This is a genomic window from Finegoldia magna (genome assembly GCF_003182075.1).
Classification (GTDB): domain Bacteria; phylum Bacillota; class Clostridia; order Tissierellales; family Peptoniphilaceae; genus Finegoldia; species Finegoldia magna.
In genome coordinates, this window is the sequence record NZ_QGTH01000014.1 from 9,145 (window position 1) to 30,740 (window position 21,596).

Sequence of the window (21,596 nt, forward strand, 5' to 3'; positions counted from 1 at the left end):
GTTGTAACAGTTGGATTACTTAAGTCGCCTGTATCTGGGTCAACGTCGTAGATTGTTGTAGTTTCTGTTGTAGATCCATCTTCATTTGTCTTTGTTTCTACCTTCTTGTTACCTACTTTTGTTACTCCGTCTTCTGCAGGTGTAATAATATTTTCTGTTACTACATCGTCTTTTCCTGTTTCAGATACTGTTGTTACTTCTTTTTCTCCATCTACTGGTGCTTTTTCTACTTTCTTTTCTTCAAAGTCTAGGCTATCGTCTGCAACGTATTTTACTTTGCCTGGAACTTTTTCGGTAGTTTTCTTTGTAGTCTTTTCATTTGTAACAGTTGGATTACTTAAGTCGCCTGTATCTGGGTCAACGTCGTAGATTGTTGTAGTTTCTGTTGTAGATCCATCTTCATTTGTCTTTGTTTCTACCTTCTTGTTACCTACTTTTGTTACTCCGTCTTCTGCAGGTGTAATAATATTTTCTGTTACTACATCGTCTTTTCCTGTTTCAGATACTGTTGTTACTTCTTTTTCTCCATCTACTGGTGCTTTTTCTACTTTCTTTTCTTCAAAGTCTAGGCTATCGTCTGCAACGTATTTTACTTTGCCTGGAACTTTTTCGGTAGTTTTCTTTGTAGTTTTTTCTGTAGTAGTTGGATTTGTTAACTCACCTGTTTCTGGATCTACTTCATAGATTGTAGTTTTCTCAGTTGTAGAACCATCATCATTTGTAGTTGTTTCTACTTGCTTGTTACCTACTTTTGTTACTCCATCTACTGGTTGTTTTGTTACTTTTTCTGTTACTTCATCTTTTTTACCTGTTTCAGATACTGTTGTTACTTCTTTTTCTCCATCTACTGGTGCTTTTTCTACTTCTTTTGTTCCATAAGCTAGGCTATCGTCTGCAACGTATTTTACTTTTGCTTTGATAGTTTCTGTTATTTTCTTTTCATAGACTGCCGTGTAAGTTACGTTGGAATTATGAATTTTCTTTACGCTGTCATTCCATTTCTTAAATTCCCAATCATCGTTACCCTTTACTTGAGGATCTGATAGATTCTCTCCAACATCTACTCCTGCTATAACGTTGTATTCTGTGTTTCCTTTAATTGTTCCATGTTCGCCAGGATTAAACGTTACTTTTACATAATCTTCATCGCCAGGTTGGTCTTCTGTTGTAACTAATGGTTTTTCTGTTAGGTTAAGTTTTGATGGGTTTAGACCATCTGGGTCTACTTCGACTTCTCCATTTTGTTTGTAGACTTTGTTGCCGTCTCTGTCTACAAGGAAGCCACTTTCTTTGTTTGTTAGGTTATATTTAGGAGTTTTCTTGTTATATTCATCAATCTGATTTGGTGCCAAATCTTCTGCATCTTCATCGATTACACCAACTTCCCCTTGAGAAGGGATATCAATTTCTTTGTCTCCACTTTGAATTTTACCTGTTGTAGGATTGGCTACGTCATCACCAGCTTTATTTTTAGTTTTAACTTCTATATCTGTATTTTTAATTTGCCAAAGTGTAAGCTCAAATGATGTCTTTCCTGTTTTGTCATCAGGTTTTGCTGCACTCTCTTTGAATGTAAATTTACCGGCTACATTTCCGCCTTCAAATTCAATGTAAACATCATCTTTAACCACATCGGCCATCTTTATCTTTTTAAGATATTTTACTAGCTCTTCTTCTGATCCGAATTCAGCAACTTGTTCTTCTTTTGTGGCTTCGTTTATAAGTTTTACTTTCTTCTTTGCCCCATTGCCAAATACGCCATCGAAGTTGAAAGGTTTGTCGCCAATACCTTTTTTGGTAATCTTTACATCTACTTCTGTGAGAGCATCTTTTGTACCTGGAGCGTTTTCTTCAGTATTTTTTCCATCTTCTGGAGTGGCTTGTACACGATTGCCTACATTTTTATCACCAACTTCAAGAGGGGGATCTTTTTTATCGGTAGATTCTTCTATAGTTTTTTCTTGTGATTTATCTTTTTCTACTTGTTCTTTTTCTGCTTCAGTATTTGTTTCTTCATCAGCTGCTGATTCGTCTTCTACTTTGTTTTTATTTATAGCGTCATCTATAAATTTGTCAGCATCGAATCCATCTTTTTTACTTTCGATTCTAGCTTGATTTTCAAGGTCATTTATTTTTGCATCGTCGAATTTTTCGTCAACAAGCTTTTTCCTTTGCTCATCGTTGAAGTGAAATTCTTCTTTCTCTTCTTCAACTTCTTCTGTTTTTTCAGTTTCTTCTTCTGTTTGTTCATCGCCTGAAGGATCCGCTTCTATTTCTTCTTCTTTTTTGTCTTTCTCTTCTTCTGTCTTTTTACCAGCATCCTCTGATACTGCCATCTCAGTTGTTGGCTCTGCCGCGAAAGACTCTACCGGAAATATAAGCACGGTAAATCCTAGAAGACAAGATACTAAGCCTATAGATAGTTTCCTAGTAGCGTATTTAGGTTTTCTCGTAGATCCCTTAGCTTTTCTATATTCTATAATTTTTTTAATTTAGACCTATTGTCCATTTTTTTCTCCTTTATTAATTTTCTATGCTAATAATTCAAAATTCAAAGGGGAATAATCCCCCTTGAAAATCCTATCTAACTCTTGATTTCATAGTTTTAACGTTACCGTCTAGTGTTGCAGTTATTACTAATCTATCTCCCTTTGTTAGTTTTTGACTTAATTTGATTTTTTCTGTTTCGCTTTTTAATGTTTGTTTACCTATAACCTGACCATTTAGCTCAACTTTGATTGTTGCTCCAACAGCTGATGTGACTGTTACAAAGTCTTTTCCGGCTCTCGGTCTCATTGTTTCTAGAACAATATCCTTGATTTGTGGCATAAATGTATGTGTTGCAGTTGATTTATTACCAAACTTATCAACAGCTGTTACAGTGACTGTTTTTTCTTCACCTTGTTGATTTTGAAGAGTAGCTTTAAATCCACCTGATTGTTGAGATGCATCTGCTTTGTAGTATCCATTATTCTTGTCGTCATCAAGGTAAACTCTTAGGATACCTGAGTTATCTTGGGCATTTGCTGCTACTGTAATTTGGTAGCCGTAAGGGTCTTGGGTAACCACTAGGTCATTTTCTCCATCACCAACAAACTTTGGTCCTTTTTTGTCTATTTTAATTGGAATTGCTGAATAAGATGGGTCTTTTCCAGTTTCTGTTGTTTCGATATAGTAGTCTGCATTAGGGTCAAACTTATCACTTGGCAAATCTGTTATATCAAGTACTAGTCTGCCATCTTCTGTTGTTTGTTGGCTTGCCTCTTTTACTTCTGTATAAGTTCCATCGTCGTTTTTCTTAACAAGTTTATAGCTTGCATTATCTGGTAGGGCTTTTCCTTCTTCTTCAGGCGCAATTTCTATATATTGCTTGTCATTTTCTTGATCATAAGTTTGTTTTGGATTTGTTACTTGTGATTTTACTGGTCCATAGAAAGCATAAACAGTCATTTCTGATAAGATTGGTGAGTTTTCTGTGAATTTATAAGTTTCTGTTGTTTTTTTAGCTTGTTCTTCTGTTTTTAATTCTTTTAATTTGTTATATTCCTCAACCGTATCAATCTTATTAGTTGTCCATCCGTAGAATTCTTTGTTATCCATCTCAGGATTTTCTGTCTTTAGTTCAGCTTGAGATTCTTTTCCAGGGAATTCTCTTAACCAAAGTTGTGATTTAGTGATGTCTATGTCCTTACTTGTGTAGAATTTGTCAACATAATTCTTAAAGGAATCTATATCTTGTTGTGCTTCTTTAATAGCTGCATTACGAATCGCATTTGGTGCTCCTAATCCTGTTGGTAGTGCTTCTGCTTCTTTAAGTCTTTTTCCCAGTTCCTCATTGTATTTATCAAACATAGACTTATAAGTTTCTGTTCCCAGTGGTTGATCTGTATGTGATGCCATTACTTGCTTACCATTACCATCATCAACCATTCTTCTGTGGTCTCCTTCAAAGGCATTAGCTTTGTAACCTTTGTTTAATTCTGTAGTTGGGAAGTTTGTTTCCTTATCTACATTGTAACTATAATTTTCATTTAATGGTGCAATTTTTGTAATTGATTTCTTGGCATTTTCAGCATTAGGATCATTTCCTAGATATCCACCATTTAAATCGAATTTAACTTTTGCTTGAACTTGCTCAATAATTGGTGGTAATTTTTCAACAGCATTGATTGAAAAATCTTCTGTAGTAAATCCAATAGGGGCATCCTTAATCATTTTGTACTTTTTATTAGTAATACCTGTTGTTGCTCCCAATGGATCTTTTGGATTAATAGCATCTTTTGTAGAGAATTCATAACCAAATTCAATTTTTTTGTTTACAATTACTGCTTGTGATTTCTTTTGGTCAATTATTACTTCTTCATTATCTCCTGAACCTGCCGTTTTAAAAGTATCTTCTTCATCAGTTAAGTATGCTTGTTTTATCAATGTGTCATCTACTCCAATGCCTGTTGCTCTAACAATGGCATTACCTACTTTTGTATGACCATAGATAATATTATCTTCTGTGAATATCTCAGGGATTGAAGCTTCATTTTGCGTTTTGGCAACATGAGGTGATTTTAAGTTGCCTGCAAAACGTGCATATTGCATATCTCCAGTTTTTTCAGCATCTTTTGCTATGGTAAAGAAATCGCCATTATTGCCCTTTGCTTGCTCGTCCTTGTTCTTGTAAAATCTAACTTCTTTTATTGGCTTCTTTAATCCTTCCATGTAGATTTTAATTGGAGTGCCTTCTTTTAGTGTCATATCATAAGGAATTCTCCACCAATAAGATGTTTTGTCTTTCCAATATAGAGAAGTTCCCCCAACGGCATTAGATTCCGCATTGAAGACTACAGTGTGAGGTCTTTCACCTACTTCCATAGTAAGTTTTCTGTCTCCAATAAGAGCTCCACCAGAAAATTCATCAGTTCCAACATCTAGAATCATTTCATCGTCTTTTTTTAGCTTTCTATCCTTATCCACCTTGCCGATGAAAGTATCTTTCGGTGTCTTTGTTTGCATAGTAAAGGTTGTGTAGAAAGTCATATCCAAAAGGTCAGAGTCGTTAACGATTTTATCAAACTTATCCGGTTGCACATAGAATCTAACAACTGTAGCCACACCCTTTAAACTGTTTGCAATTGCTACATTGATTAATAAATCCAATGCCTTTCCATTTTGTTGAGTTTTTATATTGCTTTCATAATCTGTCTTATTATAGTCAGAACCTACAACTTGTATATATTTTAGACCATCCTTACCATCATTTATTTGGCTTCTTAACACTGGTATTTTCCTTTCAGTTATAGGATTATCATAAGTTGCCCCTCTTCCGTAAGGATTTTCATCAGCATTTATAAGAAATACATCAGCTATTTTGGCATTAGAATCTTCAGCAACTTCTGTTCCATTCGCTTTTTTATAAGAACTTCCTGCTAAGATATTGAAGAACTTATCTTCCATTACAGTTCTAAGACCTATATATGGATTAAAAGCTGCTCCAGTTAAATTAGCTTTATTGTGTCTTATTGTAAGGTCTACATATCCCTTATTCTTGTCGTATGAAATATATGAGTCTTGGGCGAAAATCCATGGTGAGCCGTTGTCTTGTTGGGACTGAGGAATGAGCCCTACTCTGTAGTCTTTTTTAGGTATTACAGTAGAAGGTGTATAAGTTGAGTATCCATTCCTATGTTTGGTTGGATTCATACGAACTCTCTCATACTTCTTATCTACTATTCTCATTTGAATAACTGGCTCTTTATCCTTCGTAAGTTCATCAATGCTAGTAGGGAGATTTGCTTTTTTAAGTGTTTCTTGATCTTTGAGGACAAAGTGCATTGGTGCCTCTAGTACATTTGCCTTAAACCCAGCCTTATCAATATCAAAACTAACTACATTTTTAGAGCCAACGTTTTCTCTTGATTCTCTTGTAAAACTCATTATGCCATTTTTAAAATGTAGTGGACTAGCTGGCCCTCTGTTAGTAGATGGATTTTTCCAAGCTCCTGTTTGATTATTATCCCAGTCAATCATTTGATATAAAGTCTTATCAAATTTAAGAAGCATTCTCTTCCAAGCTCCTCCTGGGCTTGAATTAGTCTTGTATAAAAGTTTAATTACTTCTCGATCTTTTGAATTATTGTCTGTTAAATTATAAGATCCACCATACTCTATAGTAGGGTTTTTAATAAAGTCACCCGTAGATGGTTCTATTAGCCTATTATGAGCTGCTAGTGGCCAATATTCACTATTTGCCTCTTCATCGCTGACTTCCCAATCAGGTGTATCAACAGCTCTAACCGATGTGTTAACTTTGCTTGGTGCCAGTTCAGGTTGTTGAGCATAGACATTAATAGGGGCTGACCCCATTAACATAGCTGCTAAGAGGACTGTAGCGGTCGCTCTTTTCACATTAAATTTCATGTTTTCTCCTTTTCTAATTCGTAAATTCACTTTTGCAATATTTATATTGCACCTTGTGTAGGTTTCTCTGATTTTAGCTCAGAGATTTGCTTTTCTCGATTGAGTAATATTTTAATTACAGCTATTGGTTTCTAGAGTTATAAATTTTTTGAAATTTAATAGTCTAAATTAAAAATTGTGTCAAGACTATTTAAAGTTATATCTCCCCCTTCTTTAATAGTTTTATCTTAATCCCCCTTTCTTTAATAGTTTTATCTTAAATAAATACCAACCACATATTTTCAAAATTATAATATTTAGTCTTCTGCTAGATATCCTTAATTATTAATTTGATTTTCATTACTACCTTTGTTCCTTATTTTTGTCAACAATTTTGATTTCTTGACAAAATTCATAAATGAAACATACATAAATATTCATAGCAAATCACAAATATTATTGTGCAAAAAATATTACTACCTATAACTACATTTTACCATATACGACTTATAAAGCAAGATAATTTCGATAATTTAAAATATTTCTAACAGCCTTGACTTAAAATATAAAATCTAAATCAAATGTTTTGTATAAATTATCTTAAAAAGAATTAGTATGTTATTTTTTTCAAACTTCTCTTTATTTATACGACACGAGTTAGTATTTTTTTAATCATTTAGATAATACCTTACAGAATATTCTGATTTTATCAAAAATTTTATTTAGACAGTAATCACAATACCCTCTATTTTTATTTTCTTAAAATTCAAAAAATATTTTGAATAGTAATCTTTTCAGTATTAATATAACTTAATAAATATATGTTGATTGAAAATATCAATCATTTATTCTATAATTTTTAAAGTATTAACTGTTTTACGTTAACTTCTATGAACTACTTATAAAATAGTCTAAAATAACCTATTCTTTCTTTTCGTTGTAATTTGGATACACAACTTTATCATTTTTTCATGCAATTAGGACTAATATGGTTTATATAATAATTCTCTGAACATACAAATCTTTGGCGCTATATTTATTATCTTTGGCTTTATATTTATTATCGTAACTTTTTTGCTAAATTTTAATTTGTTACATCTTTATTTCTAGAAATCTTCGTAAAGTTACGAATTCGATAGTGTTCCGTCTCCTAATATAAGTGGTTATAAGTTCTGCAAGTGATAACCAATGCTAGAGTATACTCTTTAAGTGCAAAAACCAGAATTTTATTTTCTGGAGTGTTTCATTTAACTTATTATGTATTTCATTTGAAAGATTTTAATTTTTGTTTGATTTGTTATGTTTATATTGTTATAAACATTATTTTTTCACTAGTAATGTTAATTCTATTTAGTTTTAAATTGTAAAATGAATTGTTATTTTCAATCTAATTTAGTAATTAGACTTAATTAAAATAAAAGTGTCAATGTTTTCATATAAATACAGTGGTTTTTCAAGCAATATGAATTTTTATGATTTTATGATAATTGTAGGAGACGATTATAAAAAACATTAAATCTTTAATAATTTTAATTTAAAATTTTGTAATCATAATTTTCAAGGAATATTTCTCTTTTTTTCGTTTCACTCAATAAAAAACACCAAGACTTCGTGTTCCTGGTGTAGGCTTTTGAATTGAATTTTATTTTATAATGTATTTCATTTGTATATGTTCGATTCCATCTTCATCAAACGGTTCTGATGTTTGAATGAATCCTAATTTTCGTAAAATGTTTGGGCGTAGGTTTGTGCTTCTATGATTATGGAGTCTGCGTCAAGTTCTTCTGTTGCAATTTTTACTGCTGTTTTCATTATTTGTGTGCCGTATCCTTTGTGTTTTGGTGAGGCGATTACTCTTCCTATGTGGAATGTGTCTTCTATTTTGTACAATCTACAATAAGCCAAGATTTTTGAGTTGTCGTTTTGCAAATATATGTGGTGGCTGATGGTGTCGATATTGTCTACTTCGTGATACGGGCATTGTTGTTCAACTACGAATACGTCAACTCGGAGTTTGTAGATGTTAAATAGTTCTTGTGTTGTGAGCTTGTCGAATGGTTTGATGATTGTGTTCATTGTTTCTCCTAATAGTTGTGCGATTATTGTTGGATAGTTAGTTGTGGTTCTATTTGTGTGTTTTGTACGAGTTTGTTGTGTGTTTTTTCTGCAATTGTAATCAAAGATGTGATGATTAGTGTCATTATTAGGAATGTGACTTTTGGTGTGAATTTCACTGGTACTGATTGTGGAAATTGTACTAGGTATCCGTAATTTGTGTGGATTATTAGGTTGACTGTCATTATTCCTGCGTTCATTATGGTGGTTATGATGAGTGAATGTTTTAGTTTAAGCTCGCTTTTTCTTGTGGATAATATTGTCACGCCACAATATCCTAATATCAAATGATTGATAATGTAGGTAAGGTTGGTTACGTGCGGCCACAGATATTTGGAAGGGTCCGGAAATGCAAATGATATTATGGCTCCAATTAATCCGAGCCACGCAAAGTATCGCATTAGTTTGTCCTTATGCAAGATGTAAGCTATTAGCATCATGATTGCTGATATTCGGCAATGAAACAGCGGCAATCCTTCTTTGATGAAAAGTGTATTATTTCCTGCGTACCATGCAAATAGTAGTATTTGACCAAACAATCCAACAAACAATGCTGGTTTGAGTAGGTTGGTTTTGTGTTTGAGTTTGTATGCCAAAAAAATTACTAGGACTAATGATAGTCTTAGTAATGTTATGTTGATATTGGTGTAGGCATCTTCGTTGTATCTGAAAAATTCTGTCATTAATTTACTCCTCGTAGATTTACTGTTTCTGCTGTGTTACATACTTTTTTGATTTTGCCGTCTTTTATGACGTAGCAATTTCCGTAGATTATGTTTTCTGTGGCTACGATGTATGCTCCATCTTCTATGGCGTAGAATTTTCTTCCGTAGCTGTCGGGTAGTGTGACATCTTCCATGATTCGTTGGTTGTCGATTCGTTGATGTTTGATTTCTTTGTAGTGTGGAAGTACAGATATATCCACAATTCCTAGTCCTTTGAGAAATCTACGGTAGTGAGTGGATTTGACTTCGCCAAAATTTTCTGGCTGTGCGTAGACTTCTTCGGCACTGTTCATGCTCCCTGCACTGATTCCAATCACAAGTCCGTTGTAGTTTTTGATGTATTTTTGAAGATGTATGTGATGAAAGAATTTGTTCTGTGTAGGAACGTGACCTCCTGCAAGTATTATGAGGTTAGATTTTGATATTAGCTGTTGTATGATTGATTTTTTGTAAATGGATAGTACTTCCCAGTTTTTTACAGTGAATCCACTTTTTTCGAAGGCTCTTTTATAGTATGAGCTAATTGTGTTGGTTAAAAGTGGTGTGTGTGGATCTGATGGAACGTAGAGGCAGTTGATATCCTCTACGTATTCGTGGATTTTGTCTACAAAACCATTTTGGCTGTTAAGTTGTCTTTTGTCAGGAGACATTATGTCGCTTGTAAGTATCACGTTCATTTCGCTCTCCTATATTTCGTGCAAATATATTTCTATTTGGATTTTGACCCAATTATCCAATATTTCTTTGGATATTACTTTGCCGTAAAGTAGTTTTCCAGCATCCATTAATCGTGAAAATACAATGTTATCCGCTTTTGGCAGGTATCCAATCTTTACGTTCATATCGTTTCTGATTTCAATGGCGTTAGCATCGTAGGGGTTGTCCTGTTGTCTGTAAAATTCCAACCTATCTCCTATGTGGATGTGCTTTTCTAATTCATCCATTCCTTCGATGTGTGTGGTTCCTGCGATATGCGTATCGAACAGCAAAATATCACGTTGGAACGGTTTGATTCCAGCTAAGCAATGTCCATCAGTGTATTTTATTCTCAAATAATCGTTGTTCTTTTTTATGATGTCACTCATTTTATTCCTCTTTTAGAAAGTTTTCGATTTCTTCGGTGTATATTTGTATTTCATAAGAATACCTGTCGTACATTTCGTTAAGTTGTTTGTATCGTTCGATGGTTTTTTCTTTGTTTACCAATGTTTCTTTTAATATATTATATGGATACGTCGATTTGATTTCTTGAATTTGTGAGGTGAGTTTGTCAACTAATTTGGTAAGCCTTGGTTTTTCTTCAAGGGAATTTTCGACTGTGATTGATTTATCCTCCAAAGATATTTCTATCATTTGTAGTTCAAGCAAGTTCCCATTTTCGTAGCATTCTACGATCTTGTTGAAAAGTTCCTTTTCGTATTCTGTGACATTTGGATTCATGTCTGGGTGTAGTTTTTTAATTAGTTTTCTGTAGAGTGATTTTAGTTCCTTATCTTCCTCATCGGATAATCGCGGTAACCCTTGGCGAATTTTCGCATCTTCGATTTCTCCAAGCTTAGCGTTAAGTATCTTGTAAAATTCCTCCAATTCTTTTTCAAGTTGTTCGTCAATCGTATCCAAATCGATAGGCTCGTTGTGGTTGCGAGAAGTTATAATTAATTCCAGCTTTCTTTTCAGCCTGCGATACTCACATTCCGCCTCATAGACCTTGTATTCAAGCTTTCCGAATTTCAGAACGTATTCCGCCTCAATATCCTTGCATTCATGAAACAATAAATTATCGCGTTCAAGTAAAAGCATCGACACAGACACTCTGAGCTTGTCCAGCTCATCGTCGTATTTGTCATTGTAATCCACCTTAACGATTTTTTTAATCATAGCCTTCTCCCCCGATAATTTCTTTAGTTTATTTTACCACAATATTAGGGCTTTTGGGGTGTCGGGTGAAATGTTATTAGTGTTTTGATGGTGTTTGAAAAAAGTATACGTCGTGCGACTGTGATTTTAGTAAATAAACCAAAAACATCGTAAATAAGCGAATCATTCGGAAAAAATTGAAATAAATTCTAGCGAAATGAAACGTTAAAAAATTGTGCTGTTTGAGCCAAACGCGAGTTCACAATTTTAGTTTCATAAGCGATGAATTTATCAATTTTTGTAGACAGATGAGCGTTTTACGAGTTTTTGTGTTTCCCTGTCCCTGTGTGATGTATGTGTGGTGCGACCCCCCCTCTCCCCTTTTTATAGAATTGAAAAAAGTAGATGGAGAATGCTTGCTGAATAATTTAGCATTGAAACAAACCAAAAACATCGTAAATAAGCGAATCATTCGGAAAAAATTGGAATAAATTCTAGCGAAGTGAAACGTTAAAAAATCGCACTGTTTGAGCGTCAGCGAGTTTGCGATTTTAGTTTCATAAGCTATGAATTTATCAATTTTTGTAGACAGATGAGCGTTTTGCGAGTTTTTGTGTTTCCATGTCCCTGTGTGATGTATACGTCCTGCGAAACCCCTCTCTCCTTTATAGAATTGAAAAAAGTAGATTACATAAAAAGATTGCAATGAAATAAACAAAAAAGATCGTAGCTAAATGAGTCATCTGGAAAAAATTGTGCAAAATTCAATCGAAAAAATCCGCCAGAAATTTGACCGCGTAAGCGAAGCGTGCTTCAAATTTCAGGATTTTGAGATTAGAATTTTTCAATTTTTGGAAGCCAGACGAATGTGCTACGACTTTTCTTGTTCCCCTGTGCCTGTACGATGTGAGCGTTGAGCAAAAGAGTAAATTAAAAAGTAGAAAACCGTGCAAACACGGTTTTCTACTTTACATTCCCTAATCTACTGATTTTAATGCTTCAAGCATATCTACTTTTTTCAATTTGTGGTTGACTATTACTCCCAATGCGTAGAGTATAACAATTACTAAAATTACCGGTAAGATGTATACCCACGCTTCGATGTTTGGGTTGAAGAATATTTCCGCTGGTGCAACTTTTTCGAGGATTACTTTGTAGAGTATTTTCCCGCCAAATATTCCAGCGATTATTCCAATAATCGACAAGCAGATTGTCTCACGATAGATGTACATGGTTACTTCATTATTGAAAAATCCCAATACTTTTATCGTGGATAATTCTCTGATTCTTTCTGCTACGTTGATGTTGGTCAAGTTATACAGAATTACAATTGCAAGTAATAGCGACATTATAGTTAGCACTGTCATTACTTTCGTGAGCGAGTTGGTCATCGTTTCAACTTGGATGATGACGTTGGTGTTTTGTGATACGGCTTTGATTCCGTTTGACGCCATAAATTTCGCTGTGATTTTTTCGACGTTTGTTTTTGATTTGTCTTTGAGGGCAATGAAGTAGCTGTTGTTTGTCGGTTTATCATTTGTAATTTTCGCAAAATAATCATCACTCATGAAGATAAAATGTCCAGCGTACATTTTGGTGATTTGTGCGATTTTGAATTTTCTATCTTGGTTTGCGACTTTCAGCGTTATCGTGTCGCCTGTATTCACTTTCATTAAATCGGCGAGTTTCTGTGATATAACTATGCCGTCATTCGTTATTTTGAGTGCGTCTTCGGAGTTTTTGTGTTCCAAATTGATATATGGCGAAAATGTGTCGGCGTGTGTGACAAGCATGGTTATTGTTTGTTCGTCTTCAATTCCCGGGATGTTTTTCGTTATATTTTCAAAGTGAATCGGAATGTAGCCTTGAATATCATCTGACTTTAATAATTGATCGATTTTTGCTTGTTCTTTTTCTGTGACGAAATCTTTCTTAGCAACTACTGCATCGTATTGGATGATTTGTCCGTATTGTTTGGTCTGGATTCCTTTGATTGACGATGAGATTCCTAGTCCTGCAAATAATAGTGCGACGGATCCTGCAACTCCAAATATCGTCATGAACATTCTTTGCTTGTATCTGAAGATATTTCTGGCTGTGACTTTTTGGGTGAATGTCATTCTACTCCACAATGGTGTGATTCTTTCCATGAAAATCTTGGAGCCTTTTGTCGGGGGTTTTGGAAGCAAGAGCTGTGCTGCTGTTTCTCTTAGTTCTTTGACTGAGATGTAAACTGCTGGTAGTACGCTACAAATTATTGCGAATAGCACTGATAGTCCGAGTATTTTAAATGAAAAATAGTACTTGACTGGTGGTATGGTCATGTTTGCCAAAAGCGACGTGCACAAAATGTACGGAAGTACGTACGTTCCAAGTAGCGTTCCCAAAATCGTGCCCAATCCTCCTGAGATTAGTCCGTACAACACGAATTTCTTGATGACATCAGTATCATTGTAGCCTAACGCCTTCAGAATTCCTGCATTGTTTCGTTCTTCTTGGACAAATCTCGTCATTGTCGTAACTGTTACTAGCGCTGCGACAAGATACAAGACTACTGGGAATAAGTTACTTACTTTCGTAATTCCCGATGATGTCGTTTCGACCATTTTGATTCCATCTCCACCCGGCATTGTCCTTCTCGTGTATGTCGAATATTCCGGCAACGATAATCCGTCGATTTCTATTTGTGCGTCGTGTATTTTGGATTCTGCGTCTTGGATTTTGTCATCGGCTTTTTTCTTTTCATTTTCAAATTCTTTTTTATTGTCGTCGAGTTCTTTTTGTGACGAGGAAATTTTGTTCAGTCCTTCTTGGATTTGTTTTTTTGATGAGTTCAGCTGTGCAATTCCGTTTTGGTATTTTGTCTTGGATGCGTTAAGCTGATTGCGTCCAGAATTATACTTCGCAACTGAATTTTGGTAGAGCTTTTTCTTTTCGTTAAGTTTAGTTTGTGCTGTGTAAAATTCATCAATTTTTTTCATTCCAGATTTGTATTGTTCAAATCCCTGTTTGTACTTCGCCAATCCTTGGTTATACTGAGCTTCGGATTGTTGTATCATTTTTGATTGTTCTGCGATTGAACTTTCAGCTTGTTGGATTTCTGGAACAATTTCAGGATTTATTCCCTGTTTTTTGAGTTCAGCCTTTTTTTCTTCAAGGTTTTTGTTTGCTTGTTGTAGCTTCGCCTTTCCTTGTTGGATTTGCGTTTTTGATGAGTCGAGCTTTTTTTTCGTAGCATCAAGGGTTGATTTTGATTGTGATAGCTTCTTTCTGTTCGCTTCAACTTCTTTTTTCTTTGAATTCAATTGCTTTTGACCTTTGTCAAGCTGAACTTTCGCATCGTCCAATTGTTTCTTGGTTGCTTGAAGGCGGCTTTCTGCTGATTCGATTTGGTATTTTGAATTCTTGATTACAGACTCTTTGTCAGCGATTTGTTTTTGTGCCGATATTAGCTTTGCTTTTTCGTCGTTGATTTTCTTTTGTCCGTCGGACAATTTCTTCTCTGCATCTGAGATTTCTTTTTTTGCATCTTCGATTTTCTTCTTGGATTTGACTATTTTATCATTAGCCTTGGATTTGATTTCTTCGAGTCGTTGTTTGCCGTTATCTTTAAGTATTTCGTCAAGTTGTTTCTGATGTTTGTCGATTTTTTTGGTGTATTCTGTGTCTGTGAAATTAAGTCCACGGACATCGTTGTAACGTGCACGCACAATCGTGTAGACATCAGTGTCAAAGTTGTCCGATGTTACTACTGCGTATCCCTCCAAATTTCCAGATCCTGCAGAAGAATTTCCCAAAGCTGTCTTGGAGACAATTTCTGTAGAATTAACGAATCCAGTTACGATAAATTCTTCTTGTTTCAAAATCTTACTGTCTTCGTCTTTTTCTTTGAATTTTATTTTATCTCCGATTTTGTATTTGGATTTGTACTGGTCAGTGAGGGCTATTTCCCCGATTTTTTGTGGGAATTTCCCACTTACTAGCTCAAACTTCGATATGTTTTTCGTGTTGGAAAATATTCTGAATGATGTTGGCGTGTCATTTATCGTCGCATCTGAAAAATATCCGTATTCCACGTCGGCAATGTTTTTGATTTGGTCAATTTCCTTGGCATCTTTTTTTGTGATTCCGTAATCGCTGATGACGTTGACATCGGACAAATTATAATCTTCGTAGTATTTGTTAGCCGATTTGTCGATGTCGGGTCCTGTGACTTTGAGTGCGACAAGTGTCATGGAGCCTAGCATCATCAACAACATTATCGACAAAAATCGTCCCTTAGATTCTATAAACGATTTAAAAATCGTCTTGTTTAATGTTTTCTTCTTCATTTTAGTATTCCAATGTTTCTATGTTTTGTGGATTAGAATTCAACACAATATCACGTATTTTAGCGTCGTGCATGTGAATAACTCTGTCTGCAATCGGCGCCAACGCTTGGTTGTGCGTAACGATAACAACAGTCGCTCCTTCTTTTCTAACCATGTCTTGCAAGATTTTCAAAACTTGCTTTCCAGTATGATAATCGAGAGCTCCCGTTGGTTCGTCGCACAACAGTAGCTTGGGATTTTTCGCAACTGCACGTGCAATTGCCACACGTTGTTGTTCTCCACCAGATAATTGTGCTGGGAAGTTGTCGATTCTTTCTCCAAGTCCAACTGATCGTAAGACTTCTGTTGCATCGAGCGCATCTTTTACGATTTCAGATGCTAGCTCCACGTTTTCTTTTGCAGTTAGATTGGGAACAAGATTGTAAAATTGAAACACAAATCCCACGTCATTTCTTCTGTAATTTGTAAGTTCTTTTTCGTTGAATGTGCTGATATCCTTGCCATCTATTAGTACATTTCCTTCGTCGTTGGTGTCCATTCCACCGAGAATATTTAGTACGGTTGATTTGCCAGCTCCTGATGAGCCGAGAATTATTGCCAATTCTCCTTTTTCTATTTCAAATGATATGTCGTTGTTTGCAATTATTTCAGATTGTCCTGATTTATAGCGTTTGTAGCTGTTTTTCATTTCAATGTATGCCATGTGTCACCTCTTATATGAACAATGTGTTGATTTATCTTATAAATTATTTTATATTAAAAGTAGAATTGTAACAAAACAATAGTGAACAGTTTGTTGATTTAAGGAGATTTTATGATTAGAGAAACAGATACCAGGGATAAATTAAAAAAAGCGTTGACGATTTTGTTGAACGAGAAGAGTTTGAACGATATTTCTGTGAGCGAATTGACGAAAGAAGCTAGCATCAATCGTGGAACTTTTTATTTGCACTACGATGACAAAATGGATTTGGTGGATAATTTGGTGGAGGAAATCTTCGAAGAATTAAAGGAGATTTTGACGTCGGAAAAAGTCGGCAGCAAGTATTCTTACGATATCATCAAAAAAGTTATCGATTACGTGAAGGATGATTTCGATTTTATCTACGCTTTGACGATGAATAGCTACAATTATATCAACGATATGTTGAGAAAGTTTTTGTTGGCGTTGATTGAAACACTTCCGGAGTTGAAGCATTCGATTGACAATCACCCGTTTTTGCCAAAAGATTATTCGACGGAGGTTTTCTTGTCGTTAAATTCGGGAATTATTTTACATTGGATTAGAAAAGGCGGTGTGGAAAGTACGGAAGAATTGGCAAATTATTTCTATCAAGTGAGCAATTTAAAAACGACTTAGCCAGTGTGACTGAGTCGTTTTGCGATTAATCTTCAATTATATAACTGTCGACTATTTCTCCGAAATATGTGATGTGAAAATCCTTGTTGGAGCCAGGATTGGAGCTATCGACATCTTGTGGGTAATTTCTGTTCAAAATATCGTCTGGAAGTAATGACAAATCCTGTTCTTGACGATAAAGAAGTTTGCATTCAATAGTTAAAGGAAGTTCTTTGATTCCATTTACAGAAATAGTTTCTGGTTCCACGAGTGTGAGTTTCGCTTCTTCTACTTTATCAACATCTCTTCCACTTTGACTGCCACAAACTTTCATAATTTTTTTGTCGTAGGAGCCGATTGGAACGCTGATCGTGAATTCTGGATTTGCATCCAATAATTCTCTTGTAAATCTTCCTTCTCTAACGTAGCAAACAAAAACAGGCTTGTTCCAATTGTAGCCAATTGTTCCCCATGCAATCGCCATGCTGTTGAATTTGCCGTTTGCTTTCGTGTTCAAAAATATTCCTTTTGGAAGTTCCTTGACGATGTCTGATGCGTAGTCCATAACGTCGATTTTTCTTTTGTTCATTAGTTTTCCTTTCGTTTTGTTAATTGGTTATTAAAATTTTCTTCAATTAGCTCATATATTACAGAGGAGCGAATGTTCCCCAATTGATCTGTCCACGAATTTTCTTTAATTTCGGTATTTACAAAGCCTAGTTTTTCATAAACATGATGTGCCCTTTTATTCTCAACAGTTGTTGACAATACTATTTTCTCAAATCCTTTTGAAAACAACTCACTGATTAATAAACTTAAAATAATGTTTCCCAGACCTTTATTTTGATATTCTTCTTCACAAATTTTAATTCCAATCTCCACCGATTTATGATCAAGTTTCTTGTAATTCATTTCCCCGATTGGAAATTTGTTATATTCAATTATCAAGAGAGCATTATTTATCATGTCGTGATTTTTAATATTTTGTATAACTCTGTTATCGGTAGTGTTTAGTCCAAGAGGAAATCCTGCATGTTCCATTACCCTTCCATCATTCCACCATTTTAATAAATTAGGTGCATCTTCCAAAGAGGCGTTTCTAACTAATATTTCGTTATATTTTAAATTCATTAAATCTCCAGATTAAGTATTGTTTAAATAAATGTTACTGTTTCTGACAAATCTTTTCTTTTGTCGTGAAGTGGATTGATTTCAGAATCTTCAGCAGGATAGCCGATATCTAGCATCATTAGTACTTCTTCTTTTGCAGGAAGACGGAACTTCTTGTGTGTGATGTCTGGATCCAAGAAATTAATCCAGCAACTTTCCAATCCTTGATTTTTCGCTGCAAGCATCAAATGAGTAGCGACGATAGATGCATCTTCTATTCCGGAATCTCTTCTATCGCCAGGATATGTAAACACGTTTGTCTTGTCAAAGGTTACAAGCAAAACTGTACTTGCGCCGTATCTACAAGGTGTCACTTCGTCGACTTTCTTCAAATTTTTTTCTGATTGTATTACATAAATGTGATGTTCTTGCAAGTTTTTCGCTGTTGGGGCTAGTCTTCCAGCTTCCAAAATCTTATCCAATTTTTCCTTTTCTACCTTTTTGTCGCTATATTTTTTGCAAGAATATCGATTTTTGATTACTTCTTCAAAATCCATATTATTCCTCCCGTAATTTTTAAAATCTAATACTAATATATCACATTTATGAGATTTTGTAATATTTTGACAAACAAAAAACCAGTACACATTTTCACGCGTACTGGCTGATTTCAATATTATAATTTAACTACGTTAACTGCTCTGTCGCCTTTTTCAGAAGCTTCAACATCGTAGGAAACTTTTTGACCTTCTTCCAATGTTCTGAATCCTTCTTGTTGGATTGCACTTTGGTGAACAAAAATGTCCTTGTTGTCTTCTCCTGTTATAAATCCGAATCCTTTAGTAGAATTAAACCATTTAACTGTTCCGTTACTCATAATATCCTCCTTGTTATTCCGTAGAATAACCGTACCACTGTACAATTTTATTTTTTGTGATAACTAATTAATTTAAGAGAATAAAATATTTTACAAAACTTTGATTCACTACCTTAATTACTTACTACTTTTTCAGTATACAACTTAAAAGTTATACTGTCAAGCATTTTTGATTAATAGTTTTTGTGTTTTATAAGTTTATTTTTTCATTTCTTTGTGTTTTGCCGTCATGGATGTTACTTTTAATTTGAAAACCCTAGTTCTCGGAATTGCCTTCGGATTGAATTCAAAATGTTCCATGTGATATTTGTCTGTCATCACAGTTAGTGCTTTGAATTTTTCTTGTGCATCCGTAACATATTCGACTACCCCCTTGCCCATGATGCTCGAATAATTCATCGTGCAGTATCCTATTTCTCTGTCAGAATACAAATCGTGATTGCAATCCATCTCAAAAGAAGCCTTGTTGTTCTTGTCGATGAGTTCGTATTTGTAGCCTTCCAATGCGCCATGAAAGTACAACACCAATTCATTGTCAATCACTTCATATCCAAAATTCAACGGCAAAATATATGGATAACCCTCATCATCCACAAGCCCAAGCCTACATACATCACACGCATCAATTATTTTCAATTGTTCATCAAAACTTGTAATTTCACGATCTTTTCTTCGCATTTTATCTCCTTTTCTTTAACGATTTTAGATATTGTTTTTGTGCCGGTGTTATTCTGAAACTTTCCCTCGCTTTTTGAATGGTTTTATTGTGTGTCCAACTCTCCAGCAAATTATCTTCCAACACGAATATAACATCGTCCCATTGTTTTGCCAATGCTGTCGCAAAAAACCACGCAATCATCATATTTACATAGTATTCTTCGCTTCTGATATCAGTCGCTATTTTCAAATACTCTACCTTGAACTCATCATCCAAGAAATATTTCATCAAAAGACAAATAGCCACTCTAATGGTGTAGGTGTGAGATGATTGTGCCCACAATTTTATTTTTCCGATTAATTTATCGGTATTTTTGGTGAAAATTTTTGGCGAAATACAGTCGCACACAGCCCAATTATCTACAAATGGAAGAAATTTTTCCAAGTGATTGACACAATCGTCGTAACTTTTCATATTAGAAATCAAAATAGAATTAAGCATATTTTCTTCGTAGTATGTGTGTGGCAAATCTTCCATGAAAATTTGCGATTGTTCATCGTCTAATTTTTTCGCTAATTTTCTTAAATCAGGCATTCTAACTCCAATTATCGTTGACTTGTCGATATTAGGAATTAGTTTTGCTTGAAAATCACGATATTTAAAATCTTGTAGAGATTTTAGTTCATTAATTATTTCCATTTTTATTTCCAATCAAAGTATAAATCTTATATCCTACGCTTACAGTCATCAAAATTCCAAACACAAAAAGCTTTGTCGCAACGGATGGATTTCCTTCTTTGAAATATCCGTAACCTGACCAGTATAGCAAAACCGTTACGAGTACAGCGATTATCCAGAAAATTCCCACAATTATTTTGTAGACTTTATTCAGCGTAGGGTTGTTTTTTCTATTTCTGAAGATTCTTTCGAATAAAGCGATTAATGCCACGACTATCAGCACGTAAATTATATTATAAAAAAATTTATTCATGATATCATCCTTTGCGTAAAATTCCTATGTACAGGTATTTATGTTTATATTATAATATGAATGGTGATTAAATGAAATACGTGTTTTTGTTGAGTAGCAAGGCTGGTGCAGGCTCATTCTCAGAGTTAGAGCACTCAATTGTGAAGTGTTACTCAAGCAATAATTTGAAATATACAATAATAAAAACAGAACACAAAAACCACGCTTGTGAAATCGTTCAAAAATATTGCGATTGTTCGGACGTCGTTTTGTATGTTTGTTCAGGAGATGGAACATTAAACGAAGTAATAAATAAAATGAAAGAAATCAATGCTAAGTTCAGCGTGGGACTTATTCCATCGGGAACAGCGAATGATTTTTCTAAGAATTTCGATTATTCAAACTTCAAAATCGAAAACACAATCAAGCCCGTTATCGACGATATCGATCTAATCAAAGTCAACGGAAGATATTGTGTGAACGTACTAAGCTTTGGTTTTGATACAGTGATTTTAAATTCTGCGTATAATTTGTTGAAGAAAAACCCAAAACTCAGGGCAAATGCATATCCTCTTGCCGTTTTTCAAAATATATTTAAAATTCCAAGATACAAGCTGGAATCTAGTACAAGTAACGGACAAAACGGAGATGTGAATTTGAAAGGATATTATCTTTTAGGTGCCATTTGCAATGGTGGTTTCTACGGAGGAGGGTTCAATCCTTCACCATATGCGAATTTGACCGATGGAGTGTTGGAAATGTGCTTGGCAGAAACAATGCCATTGTACAAGATAATTCCTTTGATTTTTAAATACAAAAAAGGTGCTCATCTGTCACATCCTCTTATTCATTTTCAAAAATTGACTAAAGGAAGTATCAAATTCGAAAAGGAATTGATGGTCAATGTCGATGGCGAAATCTTCACGACAGATTTCTTGGATTTTGAGGTGCTGCCAAAAGTATTGCGATTCGCTAAAGTTTGCGATTATAGGAAGAAATAGAGTTTTTGTCCCAAATATGATACGATATTTGGGACAAAGGAGAATTTTAAATTACTCATTAAAAAATCAGAGCTTTTTAATCAGCTCTGATTTTGTGTGTTATTATTTTATTGCTGCTTCTAAGTCGGTTACAATTGAGCTTGGAACGAATTTCTTTCCGCCTATTACAGTAATTTCTGTTATTTTTTCTTTTACGTATTCTTTAATTGTTTCTGGTGATTCT

The 21,596-nt window shown here is 34.5% G+C and carries 18 protein-coding genes; 2 read left to right on the forward strand and 16 right to left on the reverse strand.

Features of this window, described 5'->3' with window-relative positions; all coding sequences use genetic code 11:
• The 9 genes from DES33_RS09640 to DES33_RS06475 form a co-directional block, all read right to left on the reverse strand.
• A partial coding sequence (locus DES33_RS09640) for a G5 domain-containing protein (protein ID WP_211305678.1) occupies window positions 1–2,336 on the reverse strand: 2,336 nt, incomplete at its 3' end.
• 244 nt (window positions 2,337–2,580) lie between these two features.
• Window positions 2,581–6,411 carry a hypothetical protein gene (locus tag DES33_RS06440; RefSeq protein WP_110058443.1) on the reverse strand — a complete coding sequence of 1,277 codons (3,831 nt, stop codon included), beginning with the start codon at window positions 6,409–6,411 and terminating at the stop codon, window positions 2,581–2,583.
• 1,695 nt (window positions 6,412–8,106) lie between these two features.
• Window positions 8,107–8,466: a GNAT family N-acetyltransferase gene (locus DES33_RS06445; protein WP_227930582.1), complete on the reverse strand. Its 360-nt coding sequence runs from the start codon at window positions 8,464–8,466 to the stop codon at window positions 8,107–8,109.
• 23 nt (window positions 8,467–8,489) lie between these two features.
• On the reverse strand, window positions 8,490–9,188 hold the full coding sequence (locus tag DES33_RS06450) for a YwaF family protein (protein WP_110058444.1): 699 nt from the start codon (window positions 9,186–9,188) through the stop codon (window positions 8,490–8,492).
• Window positions 9,188–9,907, reverse strand: a complete 720-nt coding sequence (locus tag DES33_RS06455) for a Type 1 glutamine amidotransferase-like domain-containing protein (RefSeq protein ID WP_094225082.1) — start codon at window positions 9,905–9,907, stop codon at window positions 9,188–9,190. Before DES33_RS06455 ends, DES33_RS06450 begins: the two co-directional genes overlap by 1 nt.
• A gap of 9 nt (window positions 9,908–9,916) precedes the next feature.
• Window positions 9,917–10,315, reverse strand: a complete 399-nt coding sequence (locus tag DES33_RS06460; RefSeq protein WP_094225083.1) for an HIRAN domain-containing protein — start codon at window positions 10,313–10,315, stop codon at window positions 9,917–9,919.
• Window position 10,316: 1 nt separating this feature from the next.
• Window positions 10,317–11,108: a DnaJ domain-containing protein gene (locus DES33_RS06465; protein WP_110058445.1), complete on the reverse strand. Its 792-nt coding sequence runs from the start codon at window positions 11,106–11,108 to the stop codon at window positions 10,317–10,319.
• 956 nt (window positions 11,109–12,064) lie between these two features.
• Window positions 12,065–15,418, reverse strand: a complete 3,354-nt coding sequence (locus DES33_RS06470; protein ID WP_110058446.1) for an ABC transporter permease — start codon at window positions 15,416–15,418, stop codon at window positions 12,065–12,067.
• Between the two features lies 1 nt (window position 15,419).
• Window positions 15,420–16,121: an ABC transporter ATP-binding protein gene (locus tag DES33_RS06475; RefSeq protein WP_110058447.1), complete on the reverse strand. Its 702-nt coding sequence runs from the start codon at window positions 16,119–16,121 to the stop codon at window positions 15,420–15,422.
• Between the two features lie 111 nt (window positions 16,122–16,232).
• Between DES33_RS06475 and DES33_RS06480 the strand changes: the two genes are divergently transcribed.
• Window positions 16,233–16,778, forward strand: a complete 546-nt coding sequence (locus DES33_RS06480; RefSeq protein ID WP_110058448.1) for a TetR/AcrR family transcriptional regulator — start codon at window positions 16,233–16,235, stop codon at window positions 16,776–16,778.
• Between the two features lie 25 nt (window positions 16,779–16,803).
• Here DES33_RS06480 and DES33_RS06485 read toward each other — a convergent pair whose 3' ends face one another.
• The 7 genes from DES33_RS06485 to DES33_RS06515 all read right to left on the reverse strand — a co-directional run bounded on the left by DES33_RS06485 (window position 16,804) and on the right by DES33_RS06515 (window position 20,393).
• Window positions 16,804–17,346, reverse strand: a complete 543-nt coding sequence (locus tag DES33_RS06485) for a flavin reductase (RefSeq protein ID WP_110058449.1) — start codon at window positions 17,344–17,346, stop codon at window positions 16,804–16,806.
• Window positions 17,346–17,888, reverse strand: coding sequence for a GNAT family N-acetyltransferase (locus DES33_RS06490; protein ID WP_110058450.1), 543 nt, complete (start codon window positions 17,886–17,888; stop codon window positions 17,346–17,348). Before DES33_RS06490 ends, DES33_RS06485 begins: the two co-directional genes overlap by 1 nt.
• Before the next feature lie 23 nt (window positions 17,889–17,911).
• Entirely contained in the window at window positions 17,912–18,424 is a 513-nt protein-coding gene (locus DES33_RS06495) for a nitroreductase family protein (RefSeq protein ID WP_094204294.1), read from the reverse strand.
• Between the two features lie 119 nt (window positions 18,425–18,543).
• Entirely contained in the window at window positions 18,544–18,744 is a 201-nt protein-coding gene (locus DES33_RS06500; RefSeq protein ID WP_035108999.1) for a cold-shock protein, read from the reverse strand.
• A gap of 198 nt (window positions 18,745–18,942) precedes the next feature.
• The gene (locus tag DES33_RS06505; RefSeq protein ID WP_110058451.1) at window positions 18,943–19,422 is read right to left on the reverse strand and encodes a pyridoxamine 5'-phosphate oxidase family protein; all 480 of its coding nucleotides are present in this window, start codon (window positions 19,420–19,422) and stop codon (window positions 18,943–18,945) included.
• A gap of 1 nt (window position 19,423) precedes the next feature.
• Window positions 19,424–20,101 carry a DNA alkylation repair protein gene (locus tag DES33_RS06510; protein ID WP_110058452.1) on the reverse strand — a complete coding sequence of 226 codons (678 nt, stop codon included), beginning with the start codon at window positions 20,099–20,101 and terminating at the stop codon, window positions 19,424–19,426.
• Window positions 20,088–20,393, reverse strand: a complete 306-nt coding sequence (locus DES33_RS06515; protein ID WP_110058453.1) for a hypothetical protein — start codon at window positions 20,391–20,393, stop codon at window positions 20,088–20,090. The genes DES33_RS06510 and DES33_RS06515 overlap by 14 nt, the downstream gene beginning before the upstream one ends.
• A gap of 71 nt (window positions 20,394–20,464) precedes the next feature.
• Here DES33_RS06515 and DES33_RS06520 point away from each other — a divergent pair, with 71 nt between their 5' ends.
• Window positions 20,465–21,373 carry a diacylglycerol/lipid kinase family protein gene (locus DES33_RS06520; protein WP_110058454.1) on the forward strand — a complete coding sequence of 303 codons (909 nt, stop codon included), beginning with the start codon at window positions 20,465–20,467 and terminating at the stop codon, window positions 21,371–21,373.
• Window positions 21,374–21,596: the final 223 nt, after the last annotated feature.

Coding starts and splice junctions, on each gene's coding strand:
- DES33_RS06440 (WP_110058443.1), bottom strand. CDS start 6,411: ATGAAATTTAATGTGAAAAGAGCGACCGCTACAGTCCTCTTAGCAGCT.
- DES33_RS06480 (WP_110058448.1), top strand. CDS start 16,233: ATGATTAGAGAAACAGATACCAGGGATAAATTAAAAAAAGCGTTGACG.
- DES33_RS06465 (WP_110058445.1), bottom strand. CDS start 11,108: ATGATTAAAAAAATCGTTAAGGTGGATTACAATGACAAATACGACGAT.
- DES33_RS06455 (WP_094225082.1), bottom strand. CDS start 9,907: ATGAACGTGATACTTACAAGCGACATAATGTCTCCTGACAAAAGACAA.
- DES33_RS06460 (WP_094225083.1), bottom strand. CDS start 10,315: ATGAGTGACATCATAAAAAAGAACAACGATTATTTGAGAATAAAATAC.
- DES33_RS06500 (WP_035108999.1), bottom strand. CDS start 18,744: ATGAGTAACGGAACAGTTAAATGGTTTAATTCTACTAAAGGATTCGGA.
- DES33_RS06495 (WP_094204294.1), bottom strand. CDS start 18,424: ATGGATTTTGAAGAAGTAATCAAAAATCGATATTCTTGCAAAAAATAT.
- DES33_RS06505 (WP_110058451.1), bottom strand. CDS start 19,422: ATGCGAAGAAAAGATCGTGAAATTACAAGTTTTGATGAACAATTGAAA.
- DES33_RS06445 (WP_227930582.1), bottom strand. CDS start 8,466: ATGAACACAATCATCAAACCATTCGACAAGCTCACAACACAAGAACTA.
- DES33_RS06470 (WP_110058446.1), bottom strand. CDS start 15,418: ATGAAGAAGAAAACATTAAACAAGACGATTTTTAAATCGTTTATAGAA.
- DES33_RS06450 (WP_110058444.1), bottom strand. CDS start 9,188: ATGACAGAATTTTTCAGATACAACGAAGATGCCTACACCAATATCAAC.
- DES33_RS06485 (WP_110058449.1), bottom strand. CDS start 17,346: ATGAACAAAAGAAAAATCGACGTTATGGACTACGCATCAGACATCGTC.
- DES33_RS06490 (WP_110058450.1), bottom strand. CDS start 17,888: ATGAATTTAAAATATAACGAAATATTAGTTAGAAACGCCTCTTTGGAA.
- DES33_RS06515 (WP_110058453.1), bottom strand. CDS start 20,393: ATGAATAAATTTTTTTATAATATAATTTACGTGCTGATAGTCGTGGCA.
- DES33_RS06475 (WP_110058447.1), bottom strand. CDS start 16,121: ATGGCATACATTGAAATGAAAAACAGCTACAAACGCTATAAATCAGGA.
- DES33_RS06520 (WP_110058454.1), top strand. CDS start 20,465: ATGAAATACGTGTTTTTGTTGAGTAGCAAGGCTGGTGCAGGCTCATTC.
- DES33_RS06510 (WP_110058452.1), bottom strand. CDS start 20,101: ATGGAAATAATTAATGAACTAAAATCTCTACAAGATTTTAAATATCGT.